The sequence below is a fragment of the Massilimicrobiota sp. mt181 genome, assembly GCF_055420065.1.
The window spans coordinates 1-14,825 of the sequence record NZ_JBVAYN010000038.1; the positions used below are offsets into that span (position 1 = coordinate 1).

General features: G+C 31.8%; 15 protein-coding genes. 3 read left to right on the top strand and 12 right to left on the bottom strand.

Translation table 11 applies throughout. The features are described 5' to 3' along the window. The first annotated feature begins 89 nt into the window (after positions 1–89). Both ACZYT4_RS13315 and ACZYT4_RS13320 read left to right on the top strand, forming a co-directional pair. A complete protein-coding gene (locus ACZYT4_RS13315) occupies positions 90–515 on the top strand; it encodes a spore coat protein CotJB (RefSeq protein ID WP_463786640.1) in 426 nt (141 codons plus the stop codon). Between the two features lie 12 nt (positions 516–527). After that, a complete protein-coding gene (locus tag ACZYT4_RS13320; protein ID WP_463786643.1) occupies positions 528–1,100 on the top strand; it encodes a manganese catalase family protein in 573 nt (190 codons plus the stop codon). Between the two features lie 111 nt (positions 1,101–1,211). On the opposite strand, the gene ACZYT4_RS13325 is transcribed toward ACZYT4_RS13320, so the two are convergent. From ACZYT4_RS13325 to ACZYT4_RS13360, 8 genes are all read right to left on the bottom strand, one after another. Next, complete coding sequence (locus ACZYT4_RS13325) at positions 1,212–1,688, bottom strand: hypothetical protein (RefSeq protein WP_463786648.1); 477 nt, start codon at positions 1,686–1,688, stop codon at positions 1,212–1,214. A 15-nt stretch (positions 1,689–1,703) separates the two neighbouring features. Then, positions 1,704–2,219 (bottom strand): rhomboid family intramembrane serine protease, encoded by a 516-nt coding sequence (locus ACZYT4_RS13330; RefSeq protein ID WP_463786651.1) that lies wholly within the window; start codon positions 2,217–2,219, stop codon positions 1,704–1,706. Positions 2,220–2,328: 109 nt separating this feature from the next. Then, on the bottom strand, positions 2,329–3,324 hold the full coding sequence (locus tag ACZYT4_RS13335; protein ID WP_463786653.1) for a DNA-processing protein DprA: 996 nt from the start codon (positions 3,322–3,324) through the stop codon (positions 2,329–2,331). An 80-nt stretch (positions 3,325–3,404) separates the two neighbouring features. Then, complete coding sequence (ppdK, locus tag ACZYT4_RS13340; protein WP_463786659.1) at positions 3,405–6,041, bottom strand: pyruvate, phosphate dikinase; 2,637 nt, start codon at positions 6,039–6,041, stop codon at positions 3,405–3,407. 152 nt (positions 6,042–6,193) lie between these two features. Beyond that, positions 6,194–7,756: a DEAD/DEAH box helicase gene (locus ACZYT4_RS13345; RefSeq protein WP_463786662.1), complete on the bottom strand. Its 1,563-nt coding sequence runs from the start codon at positions 7,754–7,756 to the stop codon at positions 6,194–6,196. A 169-nt stretch (positions 7,757–7,925) separates the two neighbouring features. Then, positions 7,926–9,536: a bifunctional folylpolyglutamate synthase/dihydrofolate synthase gene (locus ACZYT4_RS13350; protein WP_463786665.1), complete on the bottom strand. Its 1,611-nt coding sequence runs from the start codon at positions 9,534–9,536 to the stop codon at positions 7,926–7,928. 41 nt (positions 9,537–9,577) lie between these two features. Next, on the bottom strand, positions 9,578–9,904 hold the full coding sequence (locus ACZYT4_RS13355; protein WP_087245748.1) for a cyclic-di-AMP receptor: 327 nt from the start codon (positions 9,902–9,904) through the stop codon (positions 9,578–9,580). A gap of 57 nt (positions 9,905–9,961) precedes the next feature. Beyond that, positions 9,962–11,149 carry a deoxyguanosinetriphosphate triphosphohydrolase family protein gene (locus ACZYT4_RS13360; protein WP_463786667.1) on the bottom strand — a complete coding sequence of 396 codons (1,188 nt, stop codon included), beginning with the start codon at positions 11,147–11,149 and terminating at the stop codon, positions 9,962–9,964. Between the two features lie 59 nt (positions 11,150–11,208). Here ACZYT4_RS13360 and mutY point away from each other — a divergent pair, with 59 nt between their 5' ends. Beyond that, positions 11,209–12,237: an A/G-specific adenine glycosylase gene (gene mutY / locus ACZYT4_RS13365; protein ID WP_463786670.1), complete on the top strand. Its 1,029-nt coding sequence runs from the start codon at positions 11,209–11,211 to the stop codon at positions 12,235–12,237. 224 nt (positions 12,238–12,461) lie between these two features. Here mutY and ACZYT4_RS13370 read toward each other — a convergent pair whose 3' ends face one another. From ACZYT4_RS13370 to rpsU, 4 genes are read right to left on the bottom strand one after another with little or no spacing between them, the layout of a single operon-like run. Next, positions 12,462–13,430: a PhoH family protein gene (locus ACZYT4_RS13370; protein ID WP_463786673.1), complete on the bottom strand. Its 969-nt coding sequence runs from the start codon at positions 13,428–13,430 to the stop codon at positions 12,462–12,464. Next, entirely contained in the window at positions 13,408–14,355 is a 948-nt protein-coding gene (locus ACZYT4_RS13375; RefSeq protein ID WP_463786676.1) for a sporulation protein YqfD, read from the bottom strand. The genes ACZYT4_RS13370 and ACZYT4_RS13375 overlap by 23 nt, the downstream gene beginning before the upstream one ends. After that, positions 14,336–14,539, bottom strand: a complete 204-nt coding sequence (locus ACZYT4_RS13380; RefSeq protein ID WP_463786680.1) for a YabP/YqfC family sporulation protein — start codon at positions 14,537–14,539, stop codon at positions 14,336–14,338. The genes ACZYT4_RS13375 and ACZYT4_RS13380 overlap by 20 nt, the downstream gene beginning before the upstream one ends. 56 nt (positions 14,540–14,595) lie before the next feature. Then, positions 14,596–14,778 carry a 30S ribosomal protein S21 gene (rpsU, locus tag ACZYT4_RS13385; protein ID WP_087245930.1) on the bottom strand — a complete coding sequence of 61 codons (183 nt, stop codon included), beginning with the start codon at positions 14,776–14,778 and terminating at the stop codon, positions 14,596–14,598. Positions 14,779–14,825: the final 47 nt, after the last annotated feature.

Below are 14,825 nucleotides of genomic sequence, written 5' to 3' on the forward strand. Positions count from 1 at the left end.
ATTATAAAAATAAAATATGAACTGAAAATAAACATATGTCCTTATCACTCTATAAGTCATATCATAAATTAACATTGAAGGAGGTCAATATGAATATTTTTCAAGAAGACAAGAATTTCTATTCACCATTTTATACACCACATTATTCAAGGCATACAAAACCTTCTCTTTTTGAACCACAGGAAGCTATTATGCTCGGAAATCTTTTCAAAGATTTATATATGTCATATCAGGGTTTTTCAAATTATTGTCTACAACCTGAAAATGAAAGACAACAATTTCTACTTGAATTACAGATGTATAATTTTGTTGCTCATGAAATCAATTTATATCTTGATACCCATCCTGACGATGAAAAAATGATTCAACTTTATCAGGAATATGTTCAAAAAGGTCAACAGGCACAAGATGCATTTGAAAAGAAGTTTGGAATACTTTATGTTCAAAATACTCAAGATCATGTCCCATTTGAGTGGTTACAAGGTCCATGGCCTTGGGAATTTCAAAAAGATTAAGGAGGAAATAAAATGTGGGTTTACAGTAAGAAACTGCAATATCCAATAGCTATTAGATCAAAAGATTTATCAATGGCCAAATATATTATCACTCAATTTGGTGGACCAAATGGTGAGCTGGCAGCATCTACTCGCTATATAACACAAAGGTATACAATGCCAGATGATAAAGGAAAAGCTTTATTAACAGATATTGGTACTGAAGAATTAGGTCATATGGAAATGGTTTCAACAATGGTATATCAATTGACACAGGGTGCAACAATGGAAGAAATTAAAGCAGCAGGTCTGCAATCTTATTATACAGAACATGGTTGCTCGTTATTTCCAAATGATGCAAATGGAGTTCCATTTAATACTGTCGCTATTGCTTCAACAGGTGATCCTGTTGCCGATTTAGCTGAAGATTGTGCAGCAGAACAAAAAGCCAGAGCCATTTATGAAAATTTAATGAATCAGACACAAGATCCTGATCTTTTAGCACCACTGTCTTTTTTAAGACAAAGAGAAATCGTTCACTATCAAAGATTTAAGGAACTTTATGAAGAATATGTAGAAAAATATTATCAACCTGATTTAAAATAAAAATATCTGTTTTATTTCATTGAACGATAATAATAAATTGAACTTCTCGTTTCAACTATAACAAAAATGGGTGTATTTTCATACACTCATTTTTTAGGATATTCAATATATTTATTTAGCAACAGTATAAGCAATAAATAAACCAATAACTGCAACAATTGTTGTAAACAAATCTCCAACAAATAAAGATTGAATGCTCGATGACAGGATAGATAAAATAGATACATATTCTAAACCTATTCCCATTTCATGGAGAGGTAAATATATCATTGTCATTTCTCCAACGATATAACATACAAATGTACAAACAACACTTAAGATAGCCATTTGTGAAGAATGAATTTGTGATATTTTATTAATAGCACCAGCAACAGCCAAAGCACAAACAATATAAAAAAGAGATGAAGTGATATGTAATGCGTAAATAACCAAACCTAAAACAACACCACATATAATTGACACCAACAATCCAAAACCAATCACTTTCATCCATTGTGATGAGTCTAAAAACTGATCATTATTTGATCGAAAATATTTTTTTGCTTCTTGTCTTTCTTTATATTCTTTATATTTATTTTGAAATGACATATTTTTCCTCCTCTATCAATGAATAAGATGTTCCTTTTGCTTAAAACATAACAAGATATATGTACATACAAAACCACCAATCAGTCCTGCCAAATGTCCTGAAAGAGAAATAGATGGAATGATAAAAGATATAACTAACATTAAAATAAGATTTGGTGCCAATTGCTTAAATATATCCATATAAATATAACGATAATGCATTGCTAAAGCTGCAAGTGCCCCTATCAATCCAAAAATCACTCCACTGATACCACCACTCACAACATTTGCTTCATATCCTGTTAATAAGTAAAACAGATATGGCAATCCCGTTGTTGATAAAGTACTGGCAACGATTAAAATAATATATTTTTTTAATCCCAGTGAATTTTCAATAAAAGCACCTACCCCATAAAGAGAATAGCAGTTAACAGCCAAATGCAAAATACCAAAATGAATAAAATTTGCACTTATCAAACGAAAATATTCATGTGTTAGCTGAATATATACAGGATTATAACCTCCAAATAATAGCCCTTCATATGCATTCATTTCCTCACCAAACATAAAAAATGATAAGACATAAATGCCTATGCAAGCACATATCAGTATAATTGTAACAGGAGATCTTTTATATTTTCTAAAAAAATCATTTATCATATTATTCATCCAAGAACTCAAAAATAGACATCTGATCTATGAGTATCTCTTCTTCCTCCTTAACAACTTCATTTTTTTCTATAATTTGATCAAGCGTCAATAACGATAAAATATCTTCATAAGTTATTTTTATAGCTCCCATCTCTAATAAACGTATATTGCCACCATAATGATTATCATCTAATACCATTTGTTTTGTCCAATGATAATGAAAGTTTTGAATTGTTGTAAACCATACAGCACCACTGTTAATATGCGTAGCTGTAATAATTTGAACATCACAAAGACCACAAACATAAATATTACGATCCAATGCATTTGTCACATTAAAGTAAGCAAATGGATCTACAGCACTTACTAACAATAAACGTCCATCTTTAATATATTTTGAAAAAGATTTTTTCTTATCAAACATATGATCACTGACAAAACAAATAGCTTTACCACCTAAATTCAAAAAAGTTTTTAAAGCATAAGCATCTGTTCCTTTTGTTCCATTGGCAACAAGAACTTTTTCTTCATCATATATTTTCGTTACGATATTTTTCGTATAAACATTTAAACGTTTTTCAAGTTCCTGAGGACCTACAACTGATACCATATGATGATCTGTGATACCCATATCACCAACATAATATAAAAATAACGGTGCTCTTTTCTTTAGAGACGTTAATAAAACTTTTGGATAATTATCTTCATATTTCGTTGTAATAGAAATACCCTCATTTTCTAAATTTGCTAAAGCAAATAAAAGTTCATTGACATTCGCTAAACGTGCAATCATTTTATAAGCAATATATTCATCTATTCCTAAAATATCAATCAACGTATCTTTATTCATTCCAAATAATTTAGATGGTGTTTTTTTAGAAGAACTTTTCAATTTACGTTCTATAATATACCATTCTTCCTGAGATAGAGGAGCTGTGTTATCAACAACTAAATCACCACAAAATAAAAGAACAGCTAAACTATCTAAATTTAATTGCACTCTCATCAAACCACCTACACTTTTCAAATATTATATCATAGTTCTCAAGATACGTCGATAAAAAAAGGTATGATTTCATCATACCTTTAGTCAATACCCATTTTTTCTTTAACAGCAGCTTGTGCAGCAGCTAAACGTGCTAATGGTACACGGAATGGAGAACATGAAACATATGTTAAACCTAATTTATGGCAGAATTCAATAGTGCTTGCTTCACCACCATGTTCACCACAGATACCTAACTTAATGTCAGGACGTGTTTTCTTACCTTTTTCAATAGCGATTTTCATTAATTCTCCGACACCTTCCTGATCGACTTTAGCGAATGGGTCAGATTCGAAGATTTGTTTACTATAGTAATCACCTAAGAATTTAGCAGCATCATCACGGCTGAAACCATATGTCATCTGAGTTAAGTCATTTGTTCCAAAGCTAAAGAATTCAGCTTCTTGTGCAATCTTATCAGCAGTTAAAGCAGCTCTTGGAATTTCAATCATTGTACCAACTTTATATGGCAATTCAACACCAGCTTCTTTGATAATCTTATCTGCTGTATCACAAACAACTTTCTTAACATATTTTAATTCGTTAACATCTCCAACAAGTGGAATCATAATTTCAGGAACAACATTTTGTCCTTCTTTATTAACTGCAATAGCAGCTTCAATCACAGCTCTTGTTTGCATTTCAGCAATTTCAGGATAAGTAACAGCTAAACGACATCCTCTGTGTCCCATCATTGGATTGAATTCTTTCAATGATTCAACACGAGCTTTTAATGCATCAAAAGTCATACCTAAACTTTCAGCAAGAGGTTTAATTTCTTCATCAGTATGAGGCAAGAATTCATGTAAAGGTGGATCCAAGAAACGAATTGTAACTGGATAAATTTCCATAGCTTTAAATAATTCTTTAAAGTCACTTCTTTGATATGGTAAGATTTTTTCAAGTGCTTCTCTTCTTGCTTCTTCTGTTTCTGCAGTAATCATACGTCTAAAGTTGAAAATTCTTTCTTCTTCAAAGAACATATGTTCTGTTCTACAAAGTCCAATACCTTCTGCACCAAATTTACGTGCCTGTAATGCATCACGAGGTGTATCAGCATTTGTACGAACTTCCAATGTACGTGCAGCATCAGCCCATTCCATAAATGTTTCAAAGTCACCACTGATTTCTGGTTCAACAGTTTTAATCTGTTCACCATAAACATTACCAGTACTTCCATCTAATGACATGTAATCACCTTCATGATATTGTTTACCATCAGGTGTTGTTAAAATTTTATTTTCTTCATCAATCTTTAATGAACCACATCCACAAACACAGCAAGTTCCCATACCTCTAGCAACAACTGCAGCATGTGAAGTCATTCCTCCACGGATTGTTAAAATACCATGAGCGATATTCATACCTTCAATATCTTCAGGTGAAGTTTCAAGACGAACTAATAAGATATCTTGAACCCCATTATTATGAGCTTCAATAACATCTTCAGCAGTAAAATAAATACGTCCTGTAGCTGCACCTGGTGAAGCAGCTAAACCAGTTGCCACAACTTGTGCACAACGTAATGATACATCATCAAAGTTTGGATGTAATAATTGATCAAGTTGTTTTGGTTCAACTTTTAATAAAGCTTCTTCTTTTGTAATCATACCTTCATGCACTAAGTCAACAGCAATTTTTAAAGCAGCAGCAGCAGTTCTCTTACCATTACGTGTTTGTAGCATGAATAATTTACCGTCTTCAATTGTAAATTCCATATCTTGCATATCTTTATAATGATCTTCAAGAATTTTATTGATTTTTACAAATTGGTCATAACATTCAGGCATAACTTCTTTCAAAGTATCAATTGTTTGAGGTGTACGAATACCTGCAACAACGTCTTCACCTTGTGCATTCATTAAGTATTCACCATATAATTTCTTTTCACCAGTTGCTGGGTTTCTTGTAAACGCAACACCAGTTCCTGAAGTTTCACCACGGTTACCATAAACCATTTCCTGAACATTAACAGCAGTTCCCCAACTTGCAGGAATATCATTTAAACGTCTATATGTGATAGCACGATCATTATTCCAAGATCTAAATACAGCTTTGATTGCTTCCATCATTTGTACTTTTGGATCTTGAGGGAAATCTTCTCCAGCATGTTTTTTGTATTCACTTTTATAAATTTCTACAACTTCTTTTAAATCATCAGCTGTTAAATCAGTATCAAATTCAACGCCTTTTTCTTCTTTAACTTTATCGAACATATGTTCAAATGAGCTTTTAGGGAATCCCATAACAACATCAGCAAACATTTGAATAAAACGACGATAGCTGTCGTATACGAAGCGTGGATTTTGTGTTGCTTCAGTAAATCCTTTAGCCACTTCATCATTCATACCTAAATTTAAAACTGTATCCATCATACCAGGCATAGAAGCTCTTGCTCCAGAACGTACAGAAACAAGTAATGGATTGTGTGCATCCCCCATAGTTTTTCCTGTAATTTTTTCAAGTTCTGCAAGTTTTTCATAAACCTGGTCTTCAATTTCTTTAGAAATCACTTTTCCGTCTTCATAATATCTAGTGCAGGCTTCAGTTGTGACTGTAAACCCTTGAGGTACTGGTAAACCAATATTTGTCATTTCAGCTAAGTTTGCCCCTTTACCACCAAGTAAGTTACGCATGTCTTTGTTTCCTTCACTAAATAAGTAGACATATTTTTTCATATAACTTCCTCCTTTGTTACTACTTTTTATATTATACACTATGTTAGTGCTTACATTCAATAAAAAAATGTTGTAATTTTAAAAAAGTGGAAATTCCTTTTGAGGACATTTCCACTTCATTTTTTAAATTCATTTGATTTTGACAATCTTTTTTATTCTTCTTCAGCAAACTCCAAACGAACACGTCTTCCTTTTATTTTTTGATTATAACAATAATCAATAACCTGTTTAGCTACATTTGGTTTTACATTTACAAAAGTAAATTTTCTTTTTAATGTAATATCACCTATATCTCTTTTTTGAATTTGACCAAAACGTACTAAAAAATCAATAATATCTTTGACACCAACTTTATCCATTGAACCAACACTCATAAATATACGCTGATAATCTTTATCTAATTCGCTTATATCCTGATAATCAAACCCTACTCTTTGCGAATAACACATAGCCAATAAAGCAGCTATGACATCATTTTTCATATGTCCAGGTATTTCCTTGACAATCTCTTGAAATGGCTTGATATTGTCTTTAAGAATGGTAGCTTGAACATCAAAAAGCAATTCCTTTACTTTCTGATCAAAAATATCTTCAATCGCAGGAACAGGTAATTTTTCAATATGACTATGCGTTCTTTTCTCAATCACTTTAAGGAAATTTTTCTCACGTGATGTCACAATAGAATAAGCTTCCCCTTTTCTATTTGCACGACCAGTTCTACCTATACGATGAACATATAATTCTTCATCTTGTGGTAATTCATAATTAATAACGTGTGAGATATTATCGACATCAATTCCTCTCGCTGCCACATCCGTTGCGACAAGATATTGAATGCTTCCACTTTTAAATCGTCTTAAAGTATTCATTCTTTGATTCTGAGATAAATCCCCATGCATAGCTTCTACATTATAATGCTTTTGTTGCATTGCTGCGACCACTTCATCAACAGAACGTTTTGTTTTACAGAAAATAATTGCATTTTCCATTTCACGCGAATCTAAAATACGACATAACACTTCAAATCGACGATTCATTTTTGTTTCAAAATAATACTGTGAAACAGTTGTTGCAGTCATTGTTTTTGATTTGATTTGAATATGCTGATAATTGTCTTTCATATAAAAACTAGCAATTTTCTTAATATCACTAGGCATCGTTGCTGAAAATAATGCAGTTTGCTTATCTTCAGGTGTAGCTTTTAATATGGTCTCAATATCATCAATAAACCCCATATTTAGCATTTCATCTGCCTCATCTAAAACCAGCCATTCAACATTATCTAACTTCAAAGCCTTACGACGCATTAAATCTAAAACACGACCTGGTGTTCCCACAACAATATTGGCTCCTTTTTTTAAGGCACGTATTTGTTTTTCGATTTCACTTCCACCATAGACGCTCACAATAGATAAATCCGTATATTTTCCAATACGCTTTAATTCTTCATCAATCTGTAACGCCAATTCTCGTGTGGGTGATAAAATCAATGCCTGTACATGATTGTTTTTCTTTTCAATACGTGATAATAATACACTTCCAAATGCCAAAGTCTTTCCTGTTCCCGTTTGAGCCTGTCCAATCATATCATGTCCATCTAATAAAACAGGTATCGCTTTTTCCTGAATTGGTGAAGGAATAACATATCCCATCATCTCAATCCCCTGTAAAACTGGTTTTGACAATCCTAAATCATAAAAAGTTATTTGCTTCATATAAACCTCTCTTTCATCTTCATTTGTTTACATTCACCTCTTACCCGACAAAATCGAGGCAAACGTCATGCAAATCTCTCAAAATAAAAGCCCGGAAAAGATTTCCAGGTCTTTCGTATTTCTTTTCTATGCGATAATACCATACTCTCAAATAAAACACAATATTTTCTTACACTTTCTTTTGATGCTTAAGAATATAAGGACGCACTTGAGCTAAAAAATAAAGTGAACCTGTAATAAAAACAACACCTTGATGTAAAAAAGCCTGATCAATGGCCTTATGCCAATCTTTTTCAATTTTCACAGGAAAATCTTCTGCCAACTTCTCAACTGTTTGTGCACGATAAAAATCAAATTCACAAACTGTGATATCATCTGTTAGTTGCAATAACAATTCAATCATTGCGTGTGTATCTTTATCTTTTAGAGCACTAAAAATAATTTTTATATGAGAATATTTTTTTGCTGATTGATAAAAGGCTTCCATGCCTTCTTTGTTGTGAGCGCCATCAATAATCATCAAAGGCTTTTCATTAACAATTTCAAAACGCCCAGCCCAGATTGCATTTTTTAAGCCTGATAATAACTCTTCATCAGTAAATTCCATATAGCTATGCTCTTTTAAATACAGCAAAATTTCTATAGCCAATGCACTATTTTGACATTGATAGCGTGCTGATGTATTCAATGTCACATGATATTGACGATAATCATAAGTCAAATATTGCTGATGATCTTCAATATGCAAAATATCCTGCACTTTCATCAGCGGACTGTGATGCTGATCACAAATATTTTGAAAAACGCGAAGACATTCTTCTTTTTTCTCTCCCGTTATAAATGGAACGCCATCTTTAATAATTCCACCTTTGGTCATAGCAATTTCTTCATAGGTATTTCCTAAATATTCGGTATGATCTAGTCCTATATTGGTATTTGCAGTTATGATTGGATAAATAATATTTGTGGCATCAAGTTCTCCTCCCAAACCAACTTCGAATATAGCAAAATCAACACGGCGATTCAAAAAGAACATAATAGCAATAAAAACTTCGATTTCAAACATAGATAATTCATATTTGAGCCACAAGTCCATATATCTATTAACATATAAAATAATTTCCTCTTCACTAATATGCTGATCATTAATACGCATAATTTCTAAACGTGTTTCTAAAACCGGAGAAGTAAAAGTGGCAACTTTATATCCAGCTGTCTGTAAAACTGATCGCATATAATTTGTTGTTGAACCCTTTCCATTCGTCCCACCAATATGTATAGATTTTAATAGAATCTGAGGATTGCCCATATCTTTCATAAATCTCTTAAAATTATCCAAAGCATAAACGCGCTGCTTTTGACTGGCAATAAAATCATGAACCTGCTGATATTGTGTAAAATGATTTGTTGTTTGATGATGATAGATGAAATGTATAAAATGTTCTTCTTCTTTGATGACTTGAAAACCATTGTCTCTATATAATGTTGCATGTTCTTTAGGCACTTTCGCAGTAATATCATCCCACGTTAACAAAAGAATGTGTTTTAAAAGCAAAGAAGCAACATCTGAGTTACATACATTTTCCTTAACATCCAAATATACAATCTGTCTAAATCTATAAACACCTGCAACGCCAACAAGCTCCTGATCAAATGCGCCTATAAAAAAAACATCTTTATGATAAGCTTCAGCTATCAGATCATCTTTTTGTATTTGACTATGTCTTAAAAGTTGAGCCGCTTCTATAATTTCATGACCACGTAGCACTCTTATTTCCATAATATTCTCCTTCACAAATAAAAAACAGCCTAGGCTGTTTTTTAAATTTTTTCAAAACGATCCACATCTACAACAAAAACAGTGGCTCCTCCAACTAAAACATCTACCATAATAGGAGTAAAAAATTCACCCATTTCTGTAGGTGGAACAGTTGGTTCCTTCTCTACACGTTTTCTAGCATGTGCCTTGATAATTTCAAGAGCAGGATCTACTTTATCATCATTTGTTCCAATAAAGAAAGTTGTATTTCCCTTCTTAAGGAAACCACCTGATGTGGCCAACTTTGTTACAAAAAAGCCACCTTCAGTCAATGCTGTCTGAACAGCATTACTATCATCATTATTTACAATTGCAATTATGAGTTTCATAGTCTGACTCCTTTCTTACTTTTATCTTATCACTTTTTTTTGTTAAGTACAAATTTTTTAATAGTCTTCAATCATTTCTCCATGCTGTTTTGGTAAAAATCTTTCTTCATAAAAACGCAAAGCATAGCTATCCGTCATTCCTGAAAGATAATCACTGACAATCAATTCAAGAGGCGTTTCTTTATATGTTTCTATCATTTTTGATACATGTGCACAAATCCCTTTTTGAGGTTGATATTGTGTAGATAAATCATCATATAGAACATCATATAATTCTTTAACCATTCGTGTCAACTTTTCGTTTTCTTTCATGAGTGTTGGATGATGATGAATGTGCGTAGAAATAAATTGAAAAAGTATCGCTAAAGCATGATAAACTTCTTTTGAAAATTCTAAATAAGGTTTGTGATAGCTATGAATGACAAGATCACCAATCAGACGATTAATCATAGATTTATTATTACTTCCTAATACATCTACAACTTCTTTAGGCAAGTCATCTAAAGTGATGATACCGACTTTAATAGCATCTTCAATATCTTTCCCAACATAAGAAATGACATCAGAAATTCTGACAACACAACCCTCTAAAGTCATTGGAGAAATTTTAAGTGAATAATCTTTCTCTTTCCAGCAGCTTTCATATTCATGCCAAAACTGTTCAATGGTTTTATGACGATCTGGTTTATATATTCTTGAAAGAATTTCACCATTATGACATAAAATACCATCCAACACCTGCAAAGAAACATTATATCCAATGCCATTTCTTTCAATAAACAATAAATTTCTGACACTATTTGCATTATGTGTAAAATAACCAAATTGTCTTTCTACTAAGCAATCATTAATTGCTTTTTCTCCTACATGTCCATAAGGTGCATGTCCTAAATCATGACCCAAAGCAATCGCTTCAATTAAATCAAGATTAAGATTTAACCCACGTCCAATCTGTCTTGCTATACGAGAAACCCATTGGACATGCAAAGAACGTTTTGTGATATGAATATTACTAAAAAATGATAGTGCTTGCGTCTTATCAACATATCGACTATAACTTTTTGAATATAAGACACGATCAATATCTTCTTCAAAAGGCCAACGTATATCAAATTCTTTCACTTTTTTTGTTGTCTTTTTGACCTTAACGCATTCACTGTTCTTTGTTGCATAAGGTGATAGACGTTCATCAGCAAGTTTTGTTTCTCTTAAAGAATCATGAATAATACGATCTTCCTTCTTCATTTTTCATCACATCCTTTTCTTTTTGTTTTATTTTATAGTATAATACCAACGGTGATTTTATGCAAAACAATATACAAAATAATCTTATTTCCTGGTATCAATCCAACCATCGTCAATTCCCTTGGCGAGAAACAAAAAATCCCTATTATATATGGATTAGTGAAATTATGCTCCAACAAACAACAACGGAGGCTGTTATCCCCTATTATAAACGTTTTATCCAAACATTTGATACCATTGACAAATTAGCAGACGCTTCTTTAGAAGAAGTTTATAAATTATGGGAAGGACTTGGATATTATCGTCGTGCTAAACATATTCATGAGACCGCCCAAATAATATGCACTCAATATCATGGCATCTTTCCCATAACTTATCAGGAAATTCTCAAACTTAAAGGTATTGGTCCTTATACAGCTGGAGCCATTTGTTCAATTGCTTATGGGCTACCAACTCCGGCTATAGACGGAAATGTGCTGAGAATTATATCTCGATTATACGCTCTAACAGAAAATATTGCTTTACCAAAAGCTCAAAAAAATATTTTCAACATTGTCAATGAATTACTTGATGGATACGATTCCTCAGCATTTAATCAAGGACTTATGGATTTAGGAGCTACTATATGTCGTCCTTTCAACCCTCATTGTGAAATTTGTCCAATTGCTTCTTTTTGTCAAGCAAAGAAGACTGGACAACAAAAAGTATTACCCATTTCTATTAAAAATATAAAACATAAAGAAATAAACTATATAACAGGAATTATTACATATCAGGACCAATACATCATGATTCAAAATCCTGCTGGACTATTAGAGAACCTATATGGATTTATTCAATATGAAATAGAAAGTCCTTATCGCTTTATTGAAGAATTTGAAAAACAATATCATTTATCCCTATCCCTTGTTTCTTATCATGGTCAGGTCAAACATGTCTTTACCCATCGTACATGGCATATGCATATTTATCATTTTTCAATCAATGAACCTTTTGGATCATTATACAGTCTGGACGATATTTCTCAATTACCTGTTTCAACAGCCCATTTGAAAGTTTTAAAACATTATCTTAAAACAATGAAATAACTACAAAAGTGGTCTATACCACTTTTTTATTTGAATATCAAAATAATATCGTTATAAAAACAAAGTATCAAAAAAATTCAAGTCAAGCTTAATAAAATATTGTCTGATTTTTCATCTAAAATGTAGATACAGTATTGATATATTAAAAAAATGATTTCTATAATGATAAGTCAAATCCCTTTTTAATAGTGATAAAGGAAAAACTGCTGACAAATCATCAGCAGCTAATTCATATCATGATTCTTTTCATCTTCTTCATAACGTTCAATAATTTTTTGTACAACAGGATGCCTCACTACATCTAAAGCTGTTAAATACACAAAACGAATCCCTTTAACATCCTTTAAAATATGCAAAGCTTTTTTGAGTCCACTGCCTACACCTTTTGGTAAATCTATTTGTGTAATATCTCCAGTTATAATCATTTTAGAATGAAAACCTAGTCTCGTTAAAAACATTTTCATCTGAGCATCTGTTGTATTTTGTGCTTCATCTAAAATAACATATGCATCTTCCAAAGTACGACCACGCATATAGGCAAGTGGCGCAATTTCAATGATGCCTTTTTCGATATAGCGTTCTGTTTTTTCCTGTCCTAACATATCATAAAGAGCATCATAGAGCGGTCTTAAATATGGGTCAACCTTTTCCTTTAAATCACCTGGCAAAAAGCCCAAACTCTCACCAGCTTCTACGGCTGGTCTCGTTAAAATAATCTTTTGAACTTCATGATTTTTTAATGCTTGAACAGCAAAAACAACAGCCAAATATGTTTTTCCTGTCCCAGCAGGACCGATGCCAAAAACAACATCATGATGTTTAAGTGCCTGATAATATTCTTTTTGGCCTAAAGTCTTAGGATAAATCAGTTTTCCATTCATTGTACGTGCAATCTTAATCTGATAAAGTTCATCAATTTTCTCTAACTGATTATTTTTAGCAAGATTCAATGAATATATAATATCTCGTTGACTAATACTTTTCCCTTGTTTGACTAAAGCCAGCAAAGTCCTTATCATATCCTCAACCTGCTGATTTTTTTCTTCAGTATCATTTAAAACAATTTCATTTCCACGTACTATAATATCACATTGAATAGCCTCTTCTAACAAATGAATATTTTCTTCATGATTTCCCATGAGTCTTGTTATTTCATCCATTGTACATGTTTCAAGTTTCAAGATTTTCTTCATTCTCTTCTCCTTTGACTGCAATATCTTCAATAAGAGTATAATGCATCTTCAAAGTTATTTTACTACGAGTTCTTGTCATTTGTAAAACATTTTCTTTATCAATAACAGCCTGTGTTGGTAATTGACTACGAATTTTCAACAAAAGTTCATAGAAAGCCTCAGCACTATCCTGTTTAACATCAGGAATACTGGCTTCATATTGGTTAAAAGTATAAGCATAAACATGACCTTCAACTGGTATGATCTTTGTTTTATTTTGAGTTGAAATAATCGTATTTTCAACTAATAAGTCGCCTTTTTTTACATAATCATTTTTCTTAACAACACTCAACCCACTTTTCACATCTAATGATTGAATCATGCCATCTTTCTTGGCATAAATATTGCGATAATCATCCTCTTTCACTTCTTCTTGTGTTCTTTTTGTATATTCAATATGAAAAACACTTCCTGTCTGATAAATATTGATATATTCTACCTGATCTTTATAAAGTTCCTTAAAATGTAATAAAATTTCATTTAATTTTTCATAACTTTGAAGTGGTTTCATAATATCAATATTCTCATTTTTCAAAGAAACTTTCATATCTTCATTAACTTCTGTCATCGTTCCTTTAATGCGAACATCAAAAATCAAAAAAGAAGAGATCAAAACACTGATAAAAAAAACAAGAACACCGATGATATTTAAATATTGTTTTGATAAAAAGAAAATATATTTCCATAATCCTTCTGTTTTTAAATATTGAACAGGATATGATAAGCCTTTTAGTAAATATCTTTGATATGTAGGAATATAAAATTGATACATATCATCTTTTTTTCGTAAATGAATTAATCTGACTTTCTTAGTCTTAGCATATTCAAGTAATTCATAAATCAATTCTTCTTGAATATGATAAAGATCATAACCTATCTTCATCATATTCAATCACTTTCACAGATCCCTTAAGGCGTATTTCTTTTTGATCATAATATTCAATTTGTATATCTTGACCTCGAATATTAAGAATATAGTGTGGCATTTGAATTTTAAAAAAATGAGCATCCATCATCAATACTTTCTGATAGTCATGAACACAAATTTGCTGTTCATTAATCACGACCATGAAATCACCTCATTTTAATATATGAGAAAACAAAAAAAGAAGAACCGAAATTCTTCTTATCTTTGTTTACCTTTATTTTTTCTAGCAGCTTCTGATTTCATTTTACGTTTTAAACCAGGCTTAACATAAAATTCTCTTTTACGAGCTTCTGCAAGGGTACCTGTTCTAGAAACTTGTCTTTTGAAACGACGTAATGCATCATCTAATGATTCATTTTCTCTTACTACAGTTTTTGCCATATTGAACTTCCCCCCTTTACTAACATCAAATACATGCGTTATTATAC